General features: G+C 63.7%; 14 protein-coding genes. 4 read left to right on the forward strand and 10 right to left on the reverse strand.

Translation table 11 applies throughout. The features are described from left to right. Window positions 1-39: 39 nt before the first annotated feature. The 6 genes from serA to AC0L27_RS34555 all read right to left on the reverse strand — a co-directional run bounded on the left by serA (window position 40) and on the right by AC0L27_RS34555 (window position 8,891). Window positions 40-1,284 carry a phosphoglycerate dehydrogenase gene (gene serA / locus AC0L27_RS34530; RefSeq protein ID WP_354209610.1) on the reverse strand — a complete coding sequence of 415 codons (1,245 nt, stop codon included), beginning with the start codon at window positions 1,282-1,284 and terminating at the stop codon, window positions 40-42. 99 nt (window positions 1,285-1,383) lie between these two features. Then, window positions 1,384-2,616: a rhodanese-like domain-containing protein gene (locus tag AC0L27_RS34535; RefSeq protein WP_354209612.1), complete on the reverse strand. Its 1,233-nt coding sequence runs from the start codon at window positions 2,614-2,616 to the stop codon at window positions 1,384-1,386. Window positions 2,617-2,789: 173 nt separating this feature from the next. After that, window positions 2,790-4,079 (reverse strand): DUF1963 domain-containing protein, encoded by a 1,290-nt coding sequence (locus tag AC0L27_RS34540; protein WP_354209613.1) that lies wholly within the window; start codon window positions 4,077-4,079, stop codon window positions 2,790-2,792. A gap of 137 nt (window positions 4,080-4,216) precedes the next feature. Then, window positions 4,217-5,413, reverse strand: coding sequence for a PepSY-associated TM helix domain-containing protein (locus AC0L27_RS34545; protein ID WP_354209614.1), 1,197 nt, complete (start codon window positions 5,411-5,413; stop codon window positions 4,217-4,219). A 63-nt stretch (window positions 5,414-5,476) separates the two neighbouring features. Then, the gene (locus tag AC0L27_RS34550; RefSeq protein WP_354209615.1) at window positions 5,477-7,801 is read right to left on the reverse strand and encodes a TonB-dependent siderophore receptor; all 2,325 of its coding nucleotides are present in this window, start codon (window positions 7,799-7,801) and stop codon (window positions 5,477-5,479) included. Window positions 7,802-8,006: 205 nt separating this feature from the next. After that, window positions 8,007-8,891 carry a dihydrodipicolinate synthase family protein gene (locus AC0L27_RS34555; protein WP_354209616.1) on the reverse strand — a complete coding sequence of 295 codons (885 nt, stop codon included), beginning with the start codon at window positions 8,889-8,891 and terminating at the stop codon, window positions 8,007-8,009. Between the two features lie 180 nt (window positions 8,892-9,071). Between AC0L27_RS34555 and AC0L27_RS34560 the strand changes: the two genes are divergently transcribed. Then, the gene (locus AC0L27_RS34560; RefSeq protein ID WP_354209617.1) at window positions 9,072-10,484 is read left to right on the forward strand and encodes an FAD-binding oxidoreductase; all 1,413 of its coding nucleotides are present in this window, start codon (window positions 9,072-9,074) and stop codon (window positions 10,482-10,484) included. 8 nt (window positions 10,485-10,492) lie between these two features. Beyond that, complete coding sequence (locus AC0L27_RS34565; RefSeq protein WP_275174070.1) at window positions 10,493-11,158, forward strand: GntR family transcriptional regulator; 666 nt, start codon at window positions 10,493-10,495, stop codon at window positions 11,156-11,158. Window positions 11,159-11,164: 6 nt separating this feature from the next. On the opposite strand, the gene AC0L27_RS34570 is transcribed toward AC0L27_RS34565, so the two are convergent. Both AC0L27_RS34570 and AC0L27_RS34575 read right to left on the reverse strand, forming a co-directional pair. Beyond that, complete coding sequence (locus AC0L27_RS34570) at window positions 11,165-11,329, reverse strand: hypothetical protein (RefSeq protein WP_275174072.1); 165 nt, start codon at window positions 11,327-11,329, stop codon at window positions 11,165-11,167. Window positions 11,330-11,483: 154 nt separating this feature from the next. Continuing rightward, a complete protein-coding gene (locus AC0L27_RS34575) occupies window positions 11,484-11,669 on the reverse strand; it encodes a hypothetical protein (protein WP_275174073.1) in 186 nt (61 codons plus the stop codon). Between the two features lie 193 nt (window positions 11,670-11,862). Here AC0L27_RS34575 and AC0L27_RS34580 point away from each other — a divergent pair, with 193 nt between their 5' ends. Next, window positions 11,863-13,884, forward strand: a complete 2,022-nt coding sequence (locus AC0L27_RS34580) for a YgiQ family radical SAM protein (protein WP_354209618.1) — start codon at window positions 11,863-11,865, stop codon at window positions 13,882-13,884. 511 nt (window positions 13,885-14,395) lie between these two features. On the opposite strand, the gene AC0L27_RS34585 is transcribed toward AC0L27_RS34580, so the two are convergent. Both AC0L27_RS34585 and AC0L27_RS34590 read right to left on the reverse strand, forming a co-directional pair. Further along, window positions 14,396-14,926 carry a DUF2380 domain-containing protein gene (locus AC0L27_RS34585; RefSeq protein ID WP_275174089.1) on the reverse strand — a complete coding sequence of 177 codons (531 nt, stop codon included), beginning with the start codon at window positions 14,924-14,926 and terminating at the stop codon, window positions 14,396-14,398. A gap of 200 nt (window positions 14,927-15,126) precedes the next feature. Further along, window positions 15,127-15,789, reverse strand: coding sequence for a phytochelatin synthase family protein (locus AC0L27_RS34590; protein ID WP_009859446.1), 663 nt, complete (start codon window positions 15,787-15,789; stop codon window positions 15,127-15,129). 246 nt (window positions 15,790-16,035) lie between these two features. On the opposite strand from AC0L27_RS34590, the gene AC0L27_RS34595 reads away from it, so the two are divergent. Continuing rightward, window positions 16,036-16,227 (forward strand): dodecin family protein (locus tag AC0L27_RS34595; RefSeq protein ID WP_473322212.1); only part of this gene is annotated, 192 nt, incomplete at its 3' end.

A 16,227-nucleotide genomic window follows, 5' to 3' on the forward strand; every position in this document is an offset into this window, starting at 1 on the left:
GCCGCATTCAAGGCGACCTGCGGCCGCCCGTCAATGACGCTAGTGCTCGAACACCAGCCGCGCGCCGACGGTGCCCTCGAGGCTGCGGATCTGCGCAAGCAGCGCGCCTGAATCCTGGCCGCCGAGGTCGGCATCGAGCACGACGTAACCGAGATCGCCGGAGGTCTCCAGATATTGCGCGGCGATATTGATGTCGCGCTGCAGGAAGACCTCGTTGAGCCGGCGCAGCATGCCGGGCACGTTGCGATGGACGTGGCTGAAGCGCGCGCCGGAGGGACGCAGATGCAACTGCACCTCCGGGAAATTCACTGCCCCCGTGGTCGAGCCGGTGATGAAAAAATCGACCAGCTTGCGCGCCACCTCGCCGCCGATGCGCTCCTGCGCCTCCTCGGTCGAGCCGCCGATATGCGGCGTGAGGATGACGTTGCCGAGGCCCTGCACCGGGCTCTTGAAGCGGTCGGAATTCGAGGACGGCTCGACCGGAAACACGTCGATGGCGGCACCCGCGAGATGGCCGTCGCGCAGAGCCCGCGCCAGCGCGTCGAGATCGACGACGGTGCCGCGGCTGTTGTTGATCAGGAGGGAGCCGGGCTTCATCGCCCGCAGCTCTTTCTCGCCGATCATCCCGGCGGTCTCCGGCGTCTCCGGCACGTGCAGGCTGACGACGTCGCTCTGCGCCAGCAGCTCTTCCAATTTCTCGACCGGCTCGGTGTTACCGTGGCGGAGCTTGTCGGTGCGGTCGAAATAGATCACGCGCATGCCGATCGCCTCCGCCAGCGTCGAGAGCTGCGAGCCGATATTGCCGTAGCCGATGATGCCGAGGGTGCGGCCGCGCACCTCGCGACTGCCGGTCGCCGACTTGTCCCAGCCGCCCTCATGGGCTGACACCGAGCGCGGAAAGATGCGCCGCAGCAGCATCACGATCTCGCCGATCACGAGCTCGGCGACGCTACGCGTGTTGGAGAACGGCGCATTAAACACGGGAATACCGCGCTTGCGCGCCGCCAGCAGATCGACCTGATTGGTGCCGACGCTGAAGCAGCCGACGGCGAGAAGCTGGTCGGCCGCTTCCAGCACCTCATCGGTAATCTGGGTCCGCGAGCGGATGCCGAGCAATGACACGCCCTTGAGCGCCCGCCGCAGATCCTCGCCGTCCAGCGCCTTGGTCAGGCGCTCGACATTGGTGAAACCCGCAGTTCTGAACAGGTCCACGGCGCTGTCGTTGACGCCTTCGAGCAGCAGCGCCTTCGCGTTCCGCTCAGGGCTTTGGCCTGGGGCTGGCATGAAATCTCCGTGGGTCACAGCTTCGCCGCAGCTCATAGACCGCGGGGGATGCGCAGCACAATAGGGTTCGGATACGGGGAGAAGATGGCGGGGCGGTCGTCAGATCACGTAAAACCCGTGCGTTCCGTCCAGACGCAATTGTTCGACCAGACCATATTCCCAGTCGAGATAGGCCTGCATCGCGCGCTCGTCGACGCCGGTGCCTTCATAGGGGCGGCGGTAGCGGTGGGCGGGGTCGGGCCTGGGCAGGACGTGCGGCGGACCGACTTCGAGCGCGCCGTCATAGCCGCCTTCGCGCACATAGACCTCCCAACCCATCTGCGCGAGCCAGGACGCCGTCATGTCGGCGCGGACGCACTTGTCGTCGGTCAGCACGATGCGCGCGCCGCGCACCGGTGCGGCCATGTCGGTTTCCTGCACGAGCTGGCCGCCGGGATAGTGGCGGAAGCCCGGGAGGTGGCCGGCCGCATATTCCTCGGCGTCACGCACATCGAAGCGATAGAGCGTGCGATCGGTCTGCGCGACAAGCGCAGCCATCTCGCTCGCGCCGATGTGGCGCACACCGGCGCGATAGGCGACGTCGCGGGCATTGGCCGGGCCGCCCTCGAACGACCCGATCGCACCACGCCGGTCGGCACCATGGTCGAGCGTATGCCGCGCCAGCGTCCAGCCGATGGTGCCGTTGCGCAGCGCCCGGACCTTGTTCGGCACGCCGGCATTGATCAGCGATTGGGTGCCGATGATCGAGCGGGTGCGGCCGGCGCAATTGACGATGATGGTGGTGTCGGCATCGGGTGCCGCCTGCCCTGCCCGCAGCACCAGCTCCGCGCCGGGCACGCTGACCGAGCCCGGGATGTTCATGGTGGCGTATTCGTCGAAGCGGCGGACGTCGAGGATGGCGATGTTAGCCTTGTCCGCGATGAGTTTTGCCACCTCGTCGGCACTGAACGAGGGCGTGTGCCGGCGCGACTCGACCAGCTCGCCAAAGGCTTTTGAGTAGGAGTTGACGTCCTCGAAGATTTGATAGCCCGCGTCGCGCCAGGCCTTCAGCCCGCCGTCGAGCGCGCGGATGTTCGTGTAGCCCAGACCCGCGATGCGCTCGGCGCCGGCAGTGACCAGTTCTTCGCCATCATCATAGAGCACGATCGGCACATCTTTGCGCGGCAGCCTGACCTCGGCTTCGATCGCAATCCGATCGGCGGCCAAATTGGCGGCGAACAGCGGATGACCGGTCGCGAAGCCAGCCTCGTGCCTGAGATCGAGCAGCGCGATCTCCTCGCGCAACAGCAACGCGCGGCGGATATCGGCGGGGGTGACGGTGGTGAGCTTCATGGCATGAACTCTGGGAAGTGGCCATGAGCTTTTGAACCATTGTTGCGGCATTGGCTAGCCATGCCGCGCACAATCAAATTCAATAGCCCTTGTCAGACACATCATGGTCGAGGAGGAAGATCCTGCGCGCGAACGCCTCTCGACGGTCGCGAGTTCACCGCGTCGGCGTCACCTCAATCACATTCGTATGTAGCGACCACTTTCGCGAAGTCGAGCTGATCGAGAGCATCGCGGTCGATCCAGAAATGAAGCGTGCATCCGATGTTGGCGTGCCAGTCAAGAAACGCGCGATCACCTTGCATCTGGAGCAATAATATATCTTCCAAGTGCTGCTCCGTCGCATTCTGCGGGCCACTGCCATATCCCAGCATCTGATGCAGGGCGGTGTTAAAACGGCGGTATTGGCCGTCTCTTGCGGTCGGGGTCTTCCAATGATTTCGACGCGCGAAATTCGTAAGATAGCTGAGAGGCACGTCGTCGAGAGCTTTAACATCCTGCTCCGCCATGCATCGGATCGTATGATTGATGGCATTGCCGAGATCCGACGCGATTGTGGACGAATACGTATAGACGTATTGTCGGACATTCTCGTAGGTGTGCACGACGTCGGTCCACCAGGCCCGAAAGGTCGCTCTTGTGTCCGCATCCACGTTATCCATTGGAGTCAGCGCCCGACAGCGCTCGAGCCATCCGATTGCGCCAGCGCGAAGGCGCTTCAATTCCGCGGCTCCCTCGTCGTTGAGCGGCTTGTAGGAGTATCCGGGTGTCAGGTCGCGAACGACGTGCGACAGCACAGACCGAACCACATGATTGATCAGGAGCCAGTTGAATGGCCAATGATCGTCCTTCTCGTATTCGGACGCCATTCTGAATTGCACCAAATCAGGTCCTCGCGGCTCCCCGGGACCCAATGCCTTGCATAATTCTGCGATCAAGAGTTCGCCTCCGACGGCGTCCTCATGGAAATAGAAGTCCCGGAATACGTGGAAAGAAAGTGGATATTTGAATTCGACCTTGGAATGAAAATCGATCGCCGGATCGAGCCATTTGACCTGGGCGTCACCATTGGTCCCCGCCAGCGGCATTAGATCGGCCGGTGGCGCGCGGTCGGGATATGCGTCACCCGCAGCAGTACCGTAGAGAATACGGCAAGGCGGACGTCCTTCGCCCACGAACACGGAGCTGCAGAAGAAATAGAGCGTGCCTCGCTTCGGCAGCGGCGACCAACCGGAGCCCGGGACTTCGGCCAGGTCGATCTGAGCGACGAAGGTGAGCGCGACGGTCTCCAAGGTTTGGTTCGCTCTGACCTCCGCCGTCGGCCACTCGAACTGCGGAGGCAGCCTGGGAAGCCCGCCGAAGAAACTCCGCGCTGGGTGCGCGAGCGGCACTGGCAGGTCACTGCGTCTCACCAGTACGGCAGGCAGCGCAGTCTCTTCGATCTCGTCGCGTTCGGACAACGCCATCAGATAACCACCACTTCAGGATGCACCTCACCAATCGAACCATTTTGCGAAGGCTCCGACAAGTGCTTCTTGTCCGCAGCGCCAACGCGATTCGTTGTCACTGCTATTCGGCGATCGCCGAACGGCAGTCGACGCGATCACTCGCCCGGCACGAGCCGGCCGAGCGGTGGCTGCGCGGGGCGTCGCAGCTTGCGGCGCGAGAGATAGAGCAGGACGCCGGTGACCGCGAACAGCGGCATGAGCGCCGCGGCCACCATGAACGCGAGCTTGCCGGGCCAACCCAGAATCGCGCCGCGGTGGATGTCGAGCACGTTCGCGATGATCTTCTCGCCGAACGTCTTGTCGGCGTAGCGTTCCGCGGAGACCAGCTGACCGGTGACGGCGTCGATGCGGAATTCGTCGCGCGTGGTATCGAGCGTGGAGTCTTTCCCCCGTGAGCGGATCCGGATCGCCGTCCCCGCACCGGCGGGCAGCGTCAGCAACGCCTTGGAGAAGCGGCTCCCCTCCTCGCGCTGGAAGGCGGCCCACGCGCGATCAAAGCCGATCGGCTGTGCCGTCTCGCTGGCGCCGGCGGCCGAACGCGACGCCTTTGCAGGCATCCTGAGCTGCATCTTAGCGGCGGCGACTTGCGGCCGCGACAGCAGCCAGACGACTCCGTCCTTGTACCAGTCGAACGAGTACCAGAGCCCGGTGAGCGTCATCACCAGATAGACCGGCAGGACCCAGGTGCCGATCACCGCATGCAGCGAGCGATGCAACCCGCGCCCGCTGAGCCCGAGATTTGGCTTCAGCCACATCTTCACGCTGCCTGCACGCCGCGGCCAGCGCAGCACGAGACCCGAAACCAGCATCACGATGAGGCCGAGCGCCGCGATGCCCGTGATCTGGCGCCCCCAGCCCTTGGCGTCACCGGGAATCAACAGCCAGCGATGCAGCTTGCGCACGGTCGCAAAGAATCCCTCGCCGCGCGGCGCACCCAGCACGCGCGCGTCATAGGGATCGACATAGAGCGAGGACGGCCGCGCGCCCTGTTCGTCGCGGGCAAAGCGGACATGCACCGGGGCGGACGGATCACTCGCTAGCGTCACGGCGGAGACCTTGCCGACATTCTGCCCCGCGGTCAGGCGCGCAACCAGCTCGTCCGGCATCAGCGCCGCTGCCTGGCGCGGCGCGACCTGCATGATGCCGCTGTTCAGATAGTCGCCGATCTCGTCCTCGAAACTCATGATCATACCGGACAGCGCGATCACAGCGAGCAGCAACGCGAGCACGAGGCCCGCGATGGAATGGACCCGAAGCAGGGTCGCCTTGATCGCGCGCCAGGGGTCACGCATTGGCACGGGCCTTCCCGCTCGGCGCGGTCATCAGGCGAGCGTCCCTGCGCGACATGCCCATCGCTAAAACTTCACCGTCGCCGACAGCGACACCCGCCGCGCGTCGCCGATGGCGACGTTCAAATTATTGACGGCGGAGGGATAGTAGACGGTGTCGAACAGGTTCTTGACGTTGAACTGGTAGATCACCGGCGTGTTCTGGTGTTTCGTCTCATACGTCGCGAAAATATCGGCGACCACATAAGACGGCAGGAAGAAAGTGTTGATGGAATCGCCGGGGCGGTCCCCAACATAGCGCGCGCCGCCGCCGAGGCGGAGCTGACCCGGTAGGGCTGTGCCGAAGTCATAGACCAGATAGAGCGAGGTGGTGTTCAAGGCGACGTTTTGCAGCTTCTTGCCGAGCAACGTCAAATCCTCGGATGCCGTCACGCGGGCGTCGGTGTAGCCATAACTGCCGATCAAGGCCCAGCTGTCGGTGAGCCTGCCGGTGACATCCAACTCGACGCCGCGCGAGTGCGCACGGCCCACGGTGTGGAGTTCCACCACGCCGGCGCTGTTCGTCTTCGTCGTCTGCACGTTCTTCTTGTCGAGATCGTAGAGCGCCAGCGTTCCGGAGATACGCTTGTTCAAATCGAACTTCACGCCGGTCTCGTATGACACGCCTTCTTCCGGCGCGACATTGGAGCCGATCGTGACGCCGATCGGCGCAATGGTCGAATTCGGCTTCAGCGATTCGGTGTAGCTCGCATAGAGAGAGATCTGGTCGGTCAGCTTGAAAATGGCGCCGCTAAGCGGGAGCACCTTGTCCTGAGATACATTGGTGTTGGTGACGAACGGCTTCCCGCGCCCGGCGATCTGGTCGTAATCCATGTACCGCACGCCGCCGACCAACGCGAACCGCTCTGTCAGATGCAGCGTGTCCTGGACGAACATCGACCATTGGCCGAGCTTGTCGGTCTGCGCACTGTCTGGATTGGACACCGTCGTTCCCGGTCCGATCAGACCGTAAACGGGATTGTAGACATTGAAGGCGGGAGTTGCCTGCCGGATCAGATTGTCCCGGTAGATCGTGCGATACTGGCCGTCGCCACCGAACACCACATCATTGCGCATGTCGCCGAGCCAAAAGCCGCCGGACATGTAGGACGTTCCGTAGCTGGCGTTGCTGAGCGAGCCCCGTGTGCCGTCGTTGCTGCGGGTCTCGGCGCCCGTCGTGAAGTTGAGCGTGGAGATGCGGAGCTGGTTGGCGCTGAAGGTTTCCGTGTTGTAGCTGTAGCCAGCGTAGAGCTTCCAGTCCTGATTGAAGCGGTGCTCGACCGACGCCTGGATCAGGTCCGACGTACCCCATGTGTTATTGAATGGCTCGTCGAGCCGGCGCGTCGTGGGCACCGCCAGCGGCGCCTTCGTCACCGGATTGAACGCCGTGCCGCGATCGAACGGATAGATGAACTCGCGATGCTCGTAGTTGAGCTGCACCGTGGTGTCCTGACCGTACCAGGCCAGCGACGGCGCAACCAGCATCTCGCGATGCCGGCCGAAATTACGCCAGTAATCCTCGCTGACGCCGTAGCCGATGAAGCGATAGGCGAGGCCCTGGTCACCAATCGGACCGGTGATGTCGAGCAAGCCGTCAGCGCCAGTTCTCGAGGCATTGAAGGCCGAGCCGAGCAGCGTGACCGAGCCATGCTGGTACAGCTCCGGCCGCTTGCTGATAGTGTTGACGATGCCCCCGGGGTCCATGATGCCGTAGAGCAGCGAGGCCGGTCCCTTCAGCACTTCGACGCTCTGGACTGCGGGATTGAAGCTGCGCCCCTGCACCAGCGGCATGCCGTTGCGCATGATCGAGCCGTCGCGGTTGTCGCCGAAGCCGCGGCGGATCACTGCGTCCTGGCTGCCGGCGAGCGTGTTGGTCTGGGTGATGCCGGAAACGTTGATCAGCGCGTCGTCGATGTTGCGCGGGAGCTGGTCCTTCAACACCTGCGCGGGCACGATGTTGACGGCCTGCGAGGTGTCGAGCGGCGAGGCGCCGCTGCGCAACGTGGTTGCGCTCGGCATCGCGCGGTAGCCGAGCTTTGCGGCTTGTTGCGCGGCGGCTTCCGCGGCGGCGCGTTCCGAGAGCGTCGGCGCTGCGGGGGCTGGATTGCGATTGCGCTGGCGCGCTGCGGCTTGCGTACGGCGTGGAGACTGCTCCGATGCACGCGCCGCTTTCGGCCGCGGTGCCGGCGCCTCCACCGTCACCGGCGGCAGTGCGGATTGGGCCTGCGCGGTCGCCGAGCTGGAGGGACATTCAGCGAGCAGCACGGCCGCGCCGATGAGAAGACCCGCGCGGCTATCGCCGGCAAGCGTTCGACGGCCGCTGACGCGCTGGCCGTCCAGATAGACACGCACTTTCGATTCACTTCCAGGTCAGACGCAGAAGCTGGCGCGTCTAACAGTCGTGCTACGCGAAGAGAACCGTAGGCGGCCTTGAATCGCTCTAGTGTTGAATGGTTCTAGATTCCGATCGCGCTATTCGGCAATCCTCGATTGATTGCGCAGCGAGCGCGACACGCAGCGCGCGAATTCACAGCACCTGTGGCGGTTTTGCGCGATCTCACGCGATGGCGGGCACCATCAATTCGTCGAGCTTCCGCTTGAGCGCGGTGCCGTCGGACAAGGCCCGGAGCGGCGGCCGCACGCGCAGCCAGCTCGCATCGCCCGTCTGTGCCGCGAGGATGGCTTTCAGCGTCGTGAGGAAGGATGGCGATTTCACCACGATGTCCACGGCAGCCTGCATTCGTGCTTCGACATCCTTGCCGTCGATCATTGCCTTGACCAGCTCCGGCGCGATGTTGGCCATGCCGCAGATGGTGCCGGCACCGCCGGCGGCGATCGCGCGGGTGATGTCAACCTCGTTGCCGACAGTGATGGCGAGCTCGGGCGCGGCGGCGCGGAACGCCTGGAACTGCTTGAAGTCGCCGCTGGAGTCTTTCAGGCCTGCAACGACCTTGCCGTAGCGCTTGCGCAAATTCGCGGCGACGCTCGTCGGGATCGCGACACCCGAGATCTGCGGGATATGATAGAGGTAGGCCCGCAGGCGATCGTCGGCGACGCCGTCGAGGATCACCGCAAACGCATCCTCGATGCCTTCAGGGGTGACGCTGCGGTCGAAGTAAGGCGGCAGACACAGCACGTGACGCAGGCCGAGGCCGAGCACGGCACGCGTCAATGCGATGCTGTCGCTGATCGCGGGGAAGCCGCCGCCGATTCCAATTCGCTCCGGCGCAACGCCAGCCTTGAGCACGGCCTCGATGGTCGCGACGCGTTCGGTGACATTGAAGGAGGTGCCCTCGCCGGTGGTGCCGAACAGCACGACACCGTCGACGCCCTTGCCAAAGAGTTGCTTGGCGTGGGCTGCGAGCTTTGCGGAGTCCACGCTGCCGTCCGTCGCGAGCGGCGTCGCCGACGCCACCCAGAACCCGCGAATCGCCTCCGTCATCACACCATCCGTTGCTGTGGCTCCGGACCAAGCCTCTGATCTCGGACGATCTGAGGGGGGCTTCCCGAAGCGTTGTTTTTGCTTTACTTTTCGCGTTGTACCTTACATACAACAAAGGCGCAAATCCTTTCCGTCGTCATGGCGCGCATGACACGCAGCCAGATTCCGAGGAGGTCTCGCATGAACATGGTGACCCCCATTGAACGGCCGACCCAGTTGCTTGGCGCCTTGCGCGACAGGCTCGGCGCGGCTGCCGTGCTTGTTGGCACCGACGTGCCCGCGCGCAATTGCAACGACTGGAGCGCGAGCCTGCCGCAAACGCCGCTTGCGGTGATCCGTCCGGTCGACGCGCAAGGCGTGGCAGACGCGATTCTGACCTGCCGGCAGGCGCAGCTGCCGTTCGTGCCGCAGGGCGGATTGACCGGGCTGTGCCGCGGCGCATCGCCTGAAGCAGGCTGGGTCGCGATCTCGCTGGAGCGCATGAGCGGCATCGAGGAGATCGATCATGCCTCGATGACGATGACGGTGAAAGCAGGCACGCCGCTTCAGACGATCCAGCAGGCGGCCGACGAAGCCGGATTCTTCTTCCCGCTCGATCTCGGCTCGCGCGGATCCTGCGCGATCGGCGGCAACCTCTCGACCAATGCCGGCGGCAACCGCGTGATCCGCTACGGCATGACGCGCGAACTGGTGCTCGGGCTCGAAGTGGTGCTGCCCGACGGCACCATCATCACCAGCCTCAACAAGCTGATGAAGAACAATGCCGGCTATGATCTGAAGCATCTGTTCATCGGCTCGGAGGGCACGCTCGGCATCATCACCCGCGTGGTGCTGCGGCTGTTTCCAAAACCGCGCTCGACCATGGCCGCGCTCTGCGCGCTCGAGGACTATGCCGCGGTGATTGTGCTGCTCGGCGCCGCGCGAAGCGGGCTCGGCCCGCTGCTGTCGGCGTTCGAGGTGATGTGGCCGGATTACTGGGACGTGATCACGAAACGCGCCGGCGTCAAGCCGCCGGTCGCCGCAGGCCACGGCCTCTACGTACTGGTCGAAGCGCAGGGCACCGACGAGAGCCTCGACGCGCCGCGCTTCCAAAGCTGGCTCGAAGAGCTGATGGAGCGCGGGCTGCTCGCCGACGCCGCCGTGGCGCAATCGCTGGCGCAAACGCAAAGCTTCTGGCGCGTGCGCGACATCTGCGCCGAGTTCGGCCAGGTGCTGGGGCCGCACATCTCCTACGACATCGGCCTCGCCGTGGCGCGGATGGACGAGTTCGTCACGCGCTGCAAGGCGGCGCTCGCGGATGGCATCGAGGGATGCGAGAGCGTCTATTACGGCCATATCGGCGACGGCAATCTGCATCTCGTCTCCTGGGTGACCGGCCTTGCCGTCGAGCGGCAGCCGAAGGAAGCGATGGATGCGATCATCTACGGCCTCGTGCGCGAGATGGGCGGCAGCGTCTCCGCCGAGCACGGCATCGGCACGCTGAAGAAGAAGTGGCTGGGTCATGCCCGCAGCGAGGCCGAGATCGCGCTGATGCGGACGCTGAAGGCCGCGCTCGATCCCGATCATCTGCTCAATCCCGGCAAGGTGATCTGAGAGAGCCGATGCGATCGCTGAAGCTCGATGCACCGAAATCGCTGTCGCAGCGGGTGATGCAACGGCTGCGCCAGGCCATCATCGACGGCGAGTTCGCGCTCGGCGCCGCCATCTCCGAGGAGATGGTGGCAAACTCCTTCGGCGTCAGCCGCACCCCGGTGCGCGAGGCGATGGGCCAGCTGCAGGCGCAGGGCCTCGTCGTGATCCGGCCGCAGGTCGGCAGTTTTGTCTTTACGCCAAGCGCGGAAGACATCACCGCGCTCTGCACGTTCAGGATCGCGCTCGAACCCAAGGCCGCCGAACTCGCCTTCCGCCATGATCGCGCCGGTGCGATCACGACGATGAGCGAGGCGATCGCGGCGATGGAGCCGGCGATCGCGGCCAGGGACAACATCGCCTATGGGCGCGCCGATGCCGCGTTCCACGAGGCGCTGTTCCTCCATTGCGGCAATCGCTATCTCGCCGAATCCTATCAGCTCGCATCCAGCCGCGTCGCAGCACTGCGTACCAATTTGACTTCGCCGATCGACGTTCGCACGCGCACGTCTTTCGACGAGCATCGCAAGCTGCTCGATCTGTTCGCGCGCGGCGAGTTCGCCGGCTTCGCGACGCTGATGACCACGCACATCACCAATTCTGGCGTGGTCTACGCCAAAGCGCTGAAGGTGGATTGAGCGCTGCTACCGCGCGCCTTTGGTGCCGGGCCTGTCCAGAAAATCCAGCGCGGTGTTGATCTGTTCGAGCTGGTGCTCGATCCTGTCGCGGTCCTCGACCGTGGGCGCCTTCTCGAGCTGCTCGACGAGCTTCTGCTTTCGGAGCAGCAAGTTCTCTATGACTGTACTCACGGCTCCCCCATCCGCCAGAGGCGAACATCGAGGCGATATTAGACCCCGGACGCGAGCGCGCGCCAGCCGGGTCCGGCGCAAACCCTGCATCAGAATGTTCGCGAGGGCAGTTGGTTCCTGCGTGTGACGCGAGAACGGATCAGCTTAGGCGCGCTTAGTGGGTCGAGCCCACGCGCGCGAGTTGCACCGGTGCGACGTGGGTACGGGTGACGGAGACCGAGAACAGCGCCAGCAGCGCGCACAGCATGCAGAGCCTCATCCGCACCGTCCTGCGATCGGTGATCGGCAGGAACAGGAAAAACATCATCGCCAGGATCAGCAGCATGTCGACCACAAACATCGATCTCTCCCTTGAAACGAGGCAGAGCATGACGGGGGACAGGCTGGGCGGTATGTGGACGGCGTCACACAGCTGATGGCGGCGCTCGCGAACGGTTAACGTGTCCGCACGCCCGGGCTGCCGCCCACGGAACCGGATCTTTCACGTGCCCGTCGGTTGTATTCGCCGTCCCGGAGTCCTATGCGTATGCGCCATGGACATCCAGATCATCGCCGCCGAAAAACCCCTGATGGCGCAGGCGCGCCCGCGCAAGCCGGCGCCGTTCCTCCCGATGAGCCGCGCCGAAATGGATGCGCTCGGCTGGGACGCCTGCGACATCGTGCTGGTGACGGGCGATGCCTATGTCGACCATCCCAGTTTTGGCATGGCCATCATCGGCCGCCTGCTGGAGGCGCAGGGTTTTCGCGTCGGCATCATCTCGCAGCCGGACTGGCATTCGGCCGAGCCATTCAAGGCACTGGGCAAGCCGAAGCTGTTTTTCGGCGTCACCGGCGGCAACATGGACTCGATGGTGAACCGCTACACCGCGGACCGCCGCATACGCAGCGACGATGCCTATACCGCGGGCGGCGAAGGCGGCAAGCGGCCGGACCGCTGCACCGTCGTCTACGCCCAGCGTTGCCGCGAGGCGTTCAAGGGCGTCCCGGTCGTGCTCGGCGGCATCGAGGCGTCGCTGCGCCGGATCGCGCATTACGATTACTGGTCCGACAAGGTGCGCCGCTCGGTGCTGGCCGACGCCAAGGCGGACCTCTTGCTTTACGGCAATGCCGAGCGCGCCGTCGTCGAAGTGGCGAACCGTCTTGCCGCCGGCGAGGCGCCGCGCGAGCTCGACGACATCAGGGGCGTCGCGCTGTTCCGCCGCGTGCCCGAGGACTACGTCGAGCTGCAAGCCGACGATATCGACTCCGCCGATGAAGGCGCATCGCGGACGAAAGGCTTGACCGTGATCCGGCTGCCCGCTTTGGAGCAGGTCGAGCAGGACAAGGAAGCCTATGCGCGCGCGTCACGCGTGCTGCATCGTGAGAGCAATCCCGGCAATGCGCGGCCGCTGGTGCAGCGCCACGGCGATCGCGATCTCTGGCTCAACCCGCCGCCGATCCCGCTGACCAGCGACGAGATGGATGCGGTCTACGATCTTCCCTACGCGCGCGCCCCGCATCCGTCCTACGGTGACGCGAAGATCCCGGCGTGGGACATGATCAAATTCTCGGTGACGATCATGCGCGGCTGTTTCGGCGGCTGCACCTTCTGCTCAATCACCGAGCACGAGGGCCGCATCATCCAGAACCGCTCCGAGGGCTCGATCCTGCGCGAGATCGAGAAGATCCGCGACAAGACGCCCGGCTTCACCGGCGTCATCTCGGACATCGGCGGTCCCACCGCCAACATGTACCGGATGGCGTGCAAGGACCCGAAGGTCGAGGCGGCGTGCCGGCGGCCGTCCTGCGTTTTCCCCGAGATCTGCCCGAACCTCGACACCTCGCATGACGATCTGATCCGGCTCTATCGCAAGGTGCGCGAGACCAAGGGCATCAAGAAGGTGATGGTGGCCTCCGGCGTGCGCTACGACCTCGCGGTGGAAAGCCCCGAATACATCAAGGAGCTCGTCACCCATCATGTCGGCGGCTATCTGAAGATCGCGCCCGAACATACCGAGCGCGGGCCACTCGACAAGATGATGAAGCCCGGCATCGGCGCCTACAACCAGTTCAAGCGGATGTTCGATGCCGCGGCCGAACAGGCTGGCAAGAAATATTATCTGATCCCGTATTTCATCGCGGCGCATCCGGGCACGACCGACGAGGACATGATGAACCTCGCGCTGTGGCTGAAGAAGAACCGCTATCGGGCGGATCAAGTGCAGACCTTCCTGCCCTCGCCGATGGCTACTGCAACGGCGATGTACCACACCGGCGTCAATCCCTTACGCGGCGTGCGGCGCGGCGGCAGCGACAAGGTCGAGGCGATCAAGGGCCTGCGCCAGCGCCGCCTGCACAAGGCGTTCCTGCGCTACCACGACCCCGACAATTGGCCGGTGCTGCGTGAAGCCCTGAAAGAGATGGGCCGCGCCGACCTGATCGGCTCGCGCCCCGACCAGCTGGTCCCCGCGCACCAGCCGCCCGGCACCGGCAAGGCCGCCGGCACGCGGCGACCGGTTCGTCCAGACGGCAAGACCCAGCGGTTCACGACCAAGAATCTGCGGGTGATGAAGTAGCGGGCGAGCCGGATCAGATCCGGTTCATCCTCGCACTGTCGTGCCCCCAAAACAAAAACCTCGAAAACAACCCCATGCACAGTAGCCGGCATGAGCGGGATCAATGACTTAGGTGCTTTGCGAATCCGTTGAATCCGGCGGGCGAGATAACGAAAAAACGAAAATTAGGTTTTGACGAAATATTGACTCGTCGGGCAAAACAGGCGCAAGCTGCCATTGTCGCGGCACGCGTGACAGGGCGAGGCCCAACCGCTACTCCGTATCAATATCCTCGAGCTTCACACCGCGTCCCGCGCGCAGGCTCGAAGCAACCGTCCCCCGACTTGAATCCATTCAACACAGCAGGCGTCGGTGCGCGCCCGGATGCGCTGGGGAGCGTAGTCGTAAACCCGATCGCGGGGTAGGCGGTGTCCGCTCTGTCCGCGAAACCGGACATGGCCAGTCCGGCTTTGTGAGTCAGCTACGGGCCAAAACCGGACTCACGGTGTCATACACATGTGTCGCGCGTAGTCTATTGCTGCGATCTGCTTTCAAGCAGCCGGTCGCGGACGTCCTCCGATACAAAACGCTCCGCCCGCTGCCATGCCTCGTCGTTGTCGCCGCGGAACTGAAAATATTTCCTAAACACGATGCGCTGAGATTTTGCATCGATAGCAACAGTCTGCGCAAACTGCACCAGCGTGCTCATCTTATGGAAGCCGCCGATGATCAGGATCTGCGCGCCGGCCTGTGACGCAGCGCGCAGCCGATCGCGCAACATTGGTCCATCGGTCGGGCAATTTGAAGCGCAGGAGGACGGCACAAGTTTAAAACGGTGGTCCGCCGTGACATCGTCCCGCAGCGCGGTCATGAATGCCCGCAATCGCTTTTCATGTACGGCCGTCTGATCGGTGGGCTCGTTCGACGTGTCTCTATACTTGAAATCGTCGACGGAGACAGCCAAAGCGTGGCTGGCGGTCTCGGCGGATGCATCTGCGATGAGGCTGGTTCCCAGGAGCAGACCGGCTGTGGTAACAGCGTGCAGGATTGAGCTGTGGCGCATCGTGATGACTCGATCTCCTCGGCTAAGCCCATCTTAGAAGATCGATTCTTTCCGTCTCCTGTCGAAGAAATTAATGCTTGGTAACGCTACGCGGCCGCCCATCGCAGCGCAGCGCTAACGTCTGCAGTGAGTCACAAGCGGTCCTCAGCCGCATGCACACGGCGGGTCGGCTGAGGGCCAAAAGGCGATCATGCGGGATATTATTCTATCAAGAGCAGCCCCCGCTTCTCGTCGCCGTCGAAGGTATTAACAGCGTCGAACAGCCGCTTCCGCTCGACGAGCCAGGGCTGGAAATCGAGATTGACATCGAGGACGAAAACGAGGTCCTCGGCTTCCAAATAGCCCCCGATTGGCGAATGGTGGCCACTCCCAGCACCGAAAATTTGAGCGCGATCGAAATTCACGATGTAGCGTCGCCCCGGATCGTTGGAGCGACGGAGATGCTCCAGAAACAGGGTCTCGCTGAGTTCACGCAAGACTGTAACTTTCCGGCTGGTGTGGGACTGGGCGACTTTGGCCAGCTCGTCGAGCGTGAGACCCATGATGCATACGCCTGTCCAGCAGCTCCACGTGCGGGCCAACACCTTGCCCTCCGTCCTCGCCGCCTCGCCAAGAGACCGGTACGTATTCGCAACAGCGGCAGGTCCGCAGCGAGAGCCATTTGATTGCCAATCAACATGTCTTTGGAATGTGGCTGCCACGGGCAGGTGCCACGCACGCTCTATGAGTTCAGGCGTACGTGTTACCGATGAAGCTATGGCTTCTGATGGAACGTGCGATCGGCTGACCACCAGGGCCCCGGCCCACACCAGACCCACGGCGAGAACCATGCTGCTGATGCTGACGCGGTGCCATCGCTTCATCGGTCAAAACCTTTGGCGGCAACGACGACATCGGCCGGCAAAATGATATTCAGTAGCCTACCGGCAGGAAGAAATTTCATGTGCGCGTCCGTTCGGGCTGAAAATGCGACCGCATCTCGACGGGGCTGACCAAGTCTTCAGGAAAAGCGACAGCCAATCGGACCCTTTTCCGCGACATCGCCGACACGTTTCAGCGTCGCGATCCAGATGCTAGATTTCCGACCCTACCCCGAATAGGAGGACGACATGCCCGATAGCGTCTACAAGGTCATTGAGCTGGTCGGCACCAGCACCGACTCGTGGGAGAAGGCGGCTGCCAATGCGGTCGAGCAAGCCGCTAAATCCCTCCGGGATCTTCGCGTTGCAGAGGTGGTCAAGCTCGATATGCAACTGGACGACAAGGGAAAAGTCGAGGCCTATCGCACCAAGCTCAACGTC

The sequence above is a fragment of the Bradyrhizobium sp. Ken51 genome, assembly GCF_055807435.1.

What these genes read in the sequence shown, in the direction of transcription:
- AC0L27_RS34585 (WP_275174089.1), bottom strand. Translation starts at nt 14,926, where the DNA reads ATGCGCCACAGCTCAATCCTGCACGCTGTTACCACAGCCGGTCTGCTC.
- AC0L27_RS34555 (WP_354209616.1), bottom strand. Translation starts at nt 8,891, where the DNA reads ATGACGGAGGCGATTCGCGGGTTCTGGGTGGCGTCGGCGACGCCGCTC.
- AC0L27_RS34560 (WP_354209617.1), top strand. Translation starts at nt 9,072, where the DNA reads ATGAACATGGTGACCCCCATTGAACGGCCGACCCAGTTGCTTGGCGCC.
- serA (WP_354209610.1), bottom strand. Translation starts at nt 1,284, where the DNA reads ATGCCAGCCCCAGGCCAAAGCCCTGAGCGGAACGCGAAGGCGCTGCTG.
- AC0L27_RS34575 (WP_275174073.1), bottom strand. Translation starts at nt 11,669, where the DNA reads ATGTTTGTGGTCGACATGCTGCTGATCCTGGCGATGATGTTTTTCCTG.
- AC0L27_RS34535 (WP_354209612.1), bottom strand. Translation starts at nt 2,616, where the DNA reads ATGAAGCTCACCACCGTCACCCCCGCCGATATCCGCCGCGCGTTGCTG.
- AC0L27_RS34540 (WP_354209613.1), bottom strand. Translation starts at nt 4,079, where the DNA reads ATGGCGTTGTCCGAACGCGACGAGATCGAAGAGACTGCGCTGCCTGCC.
- AC0L27_RS34565 (WP_275174070.1), top strand. Translation starts at nt 10,493, where the DNA reads ATGCGATCGCTGAAGCTCGATGCACCGAAATCGCTGTCGCAGCGGGTG.
- AC0L27_RS34590 (WP_009859446.1), bottom strand. Translation starts at nt 15,789, where the DNA reads ATGAAGCGATGGCACCGCGTCAGCATCAGCAGCATGGTTCTCGCCGTG.
- AC0L27_RS34580 (WP_354209618.1), top strand. Translation starts at nt 11,863, where the DNA reads ATGGACATCCAGATCATCGCCGCCGAAAAACCCCTGATGGCGCAGGCG.
- AC0L27_RS34545 (WP_354209614.1), bottom strand. Translation starts at nt 5,413, where the DNA reads ATGCGTGACCCCTGGCGCGCGATCAAGGCGACCCTGCTTCGGGTCCAT.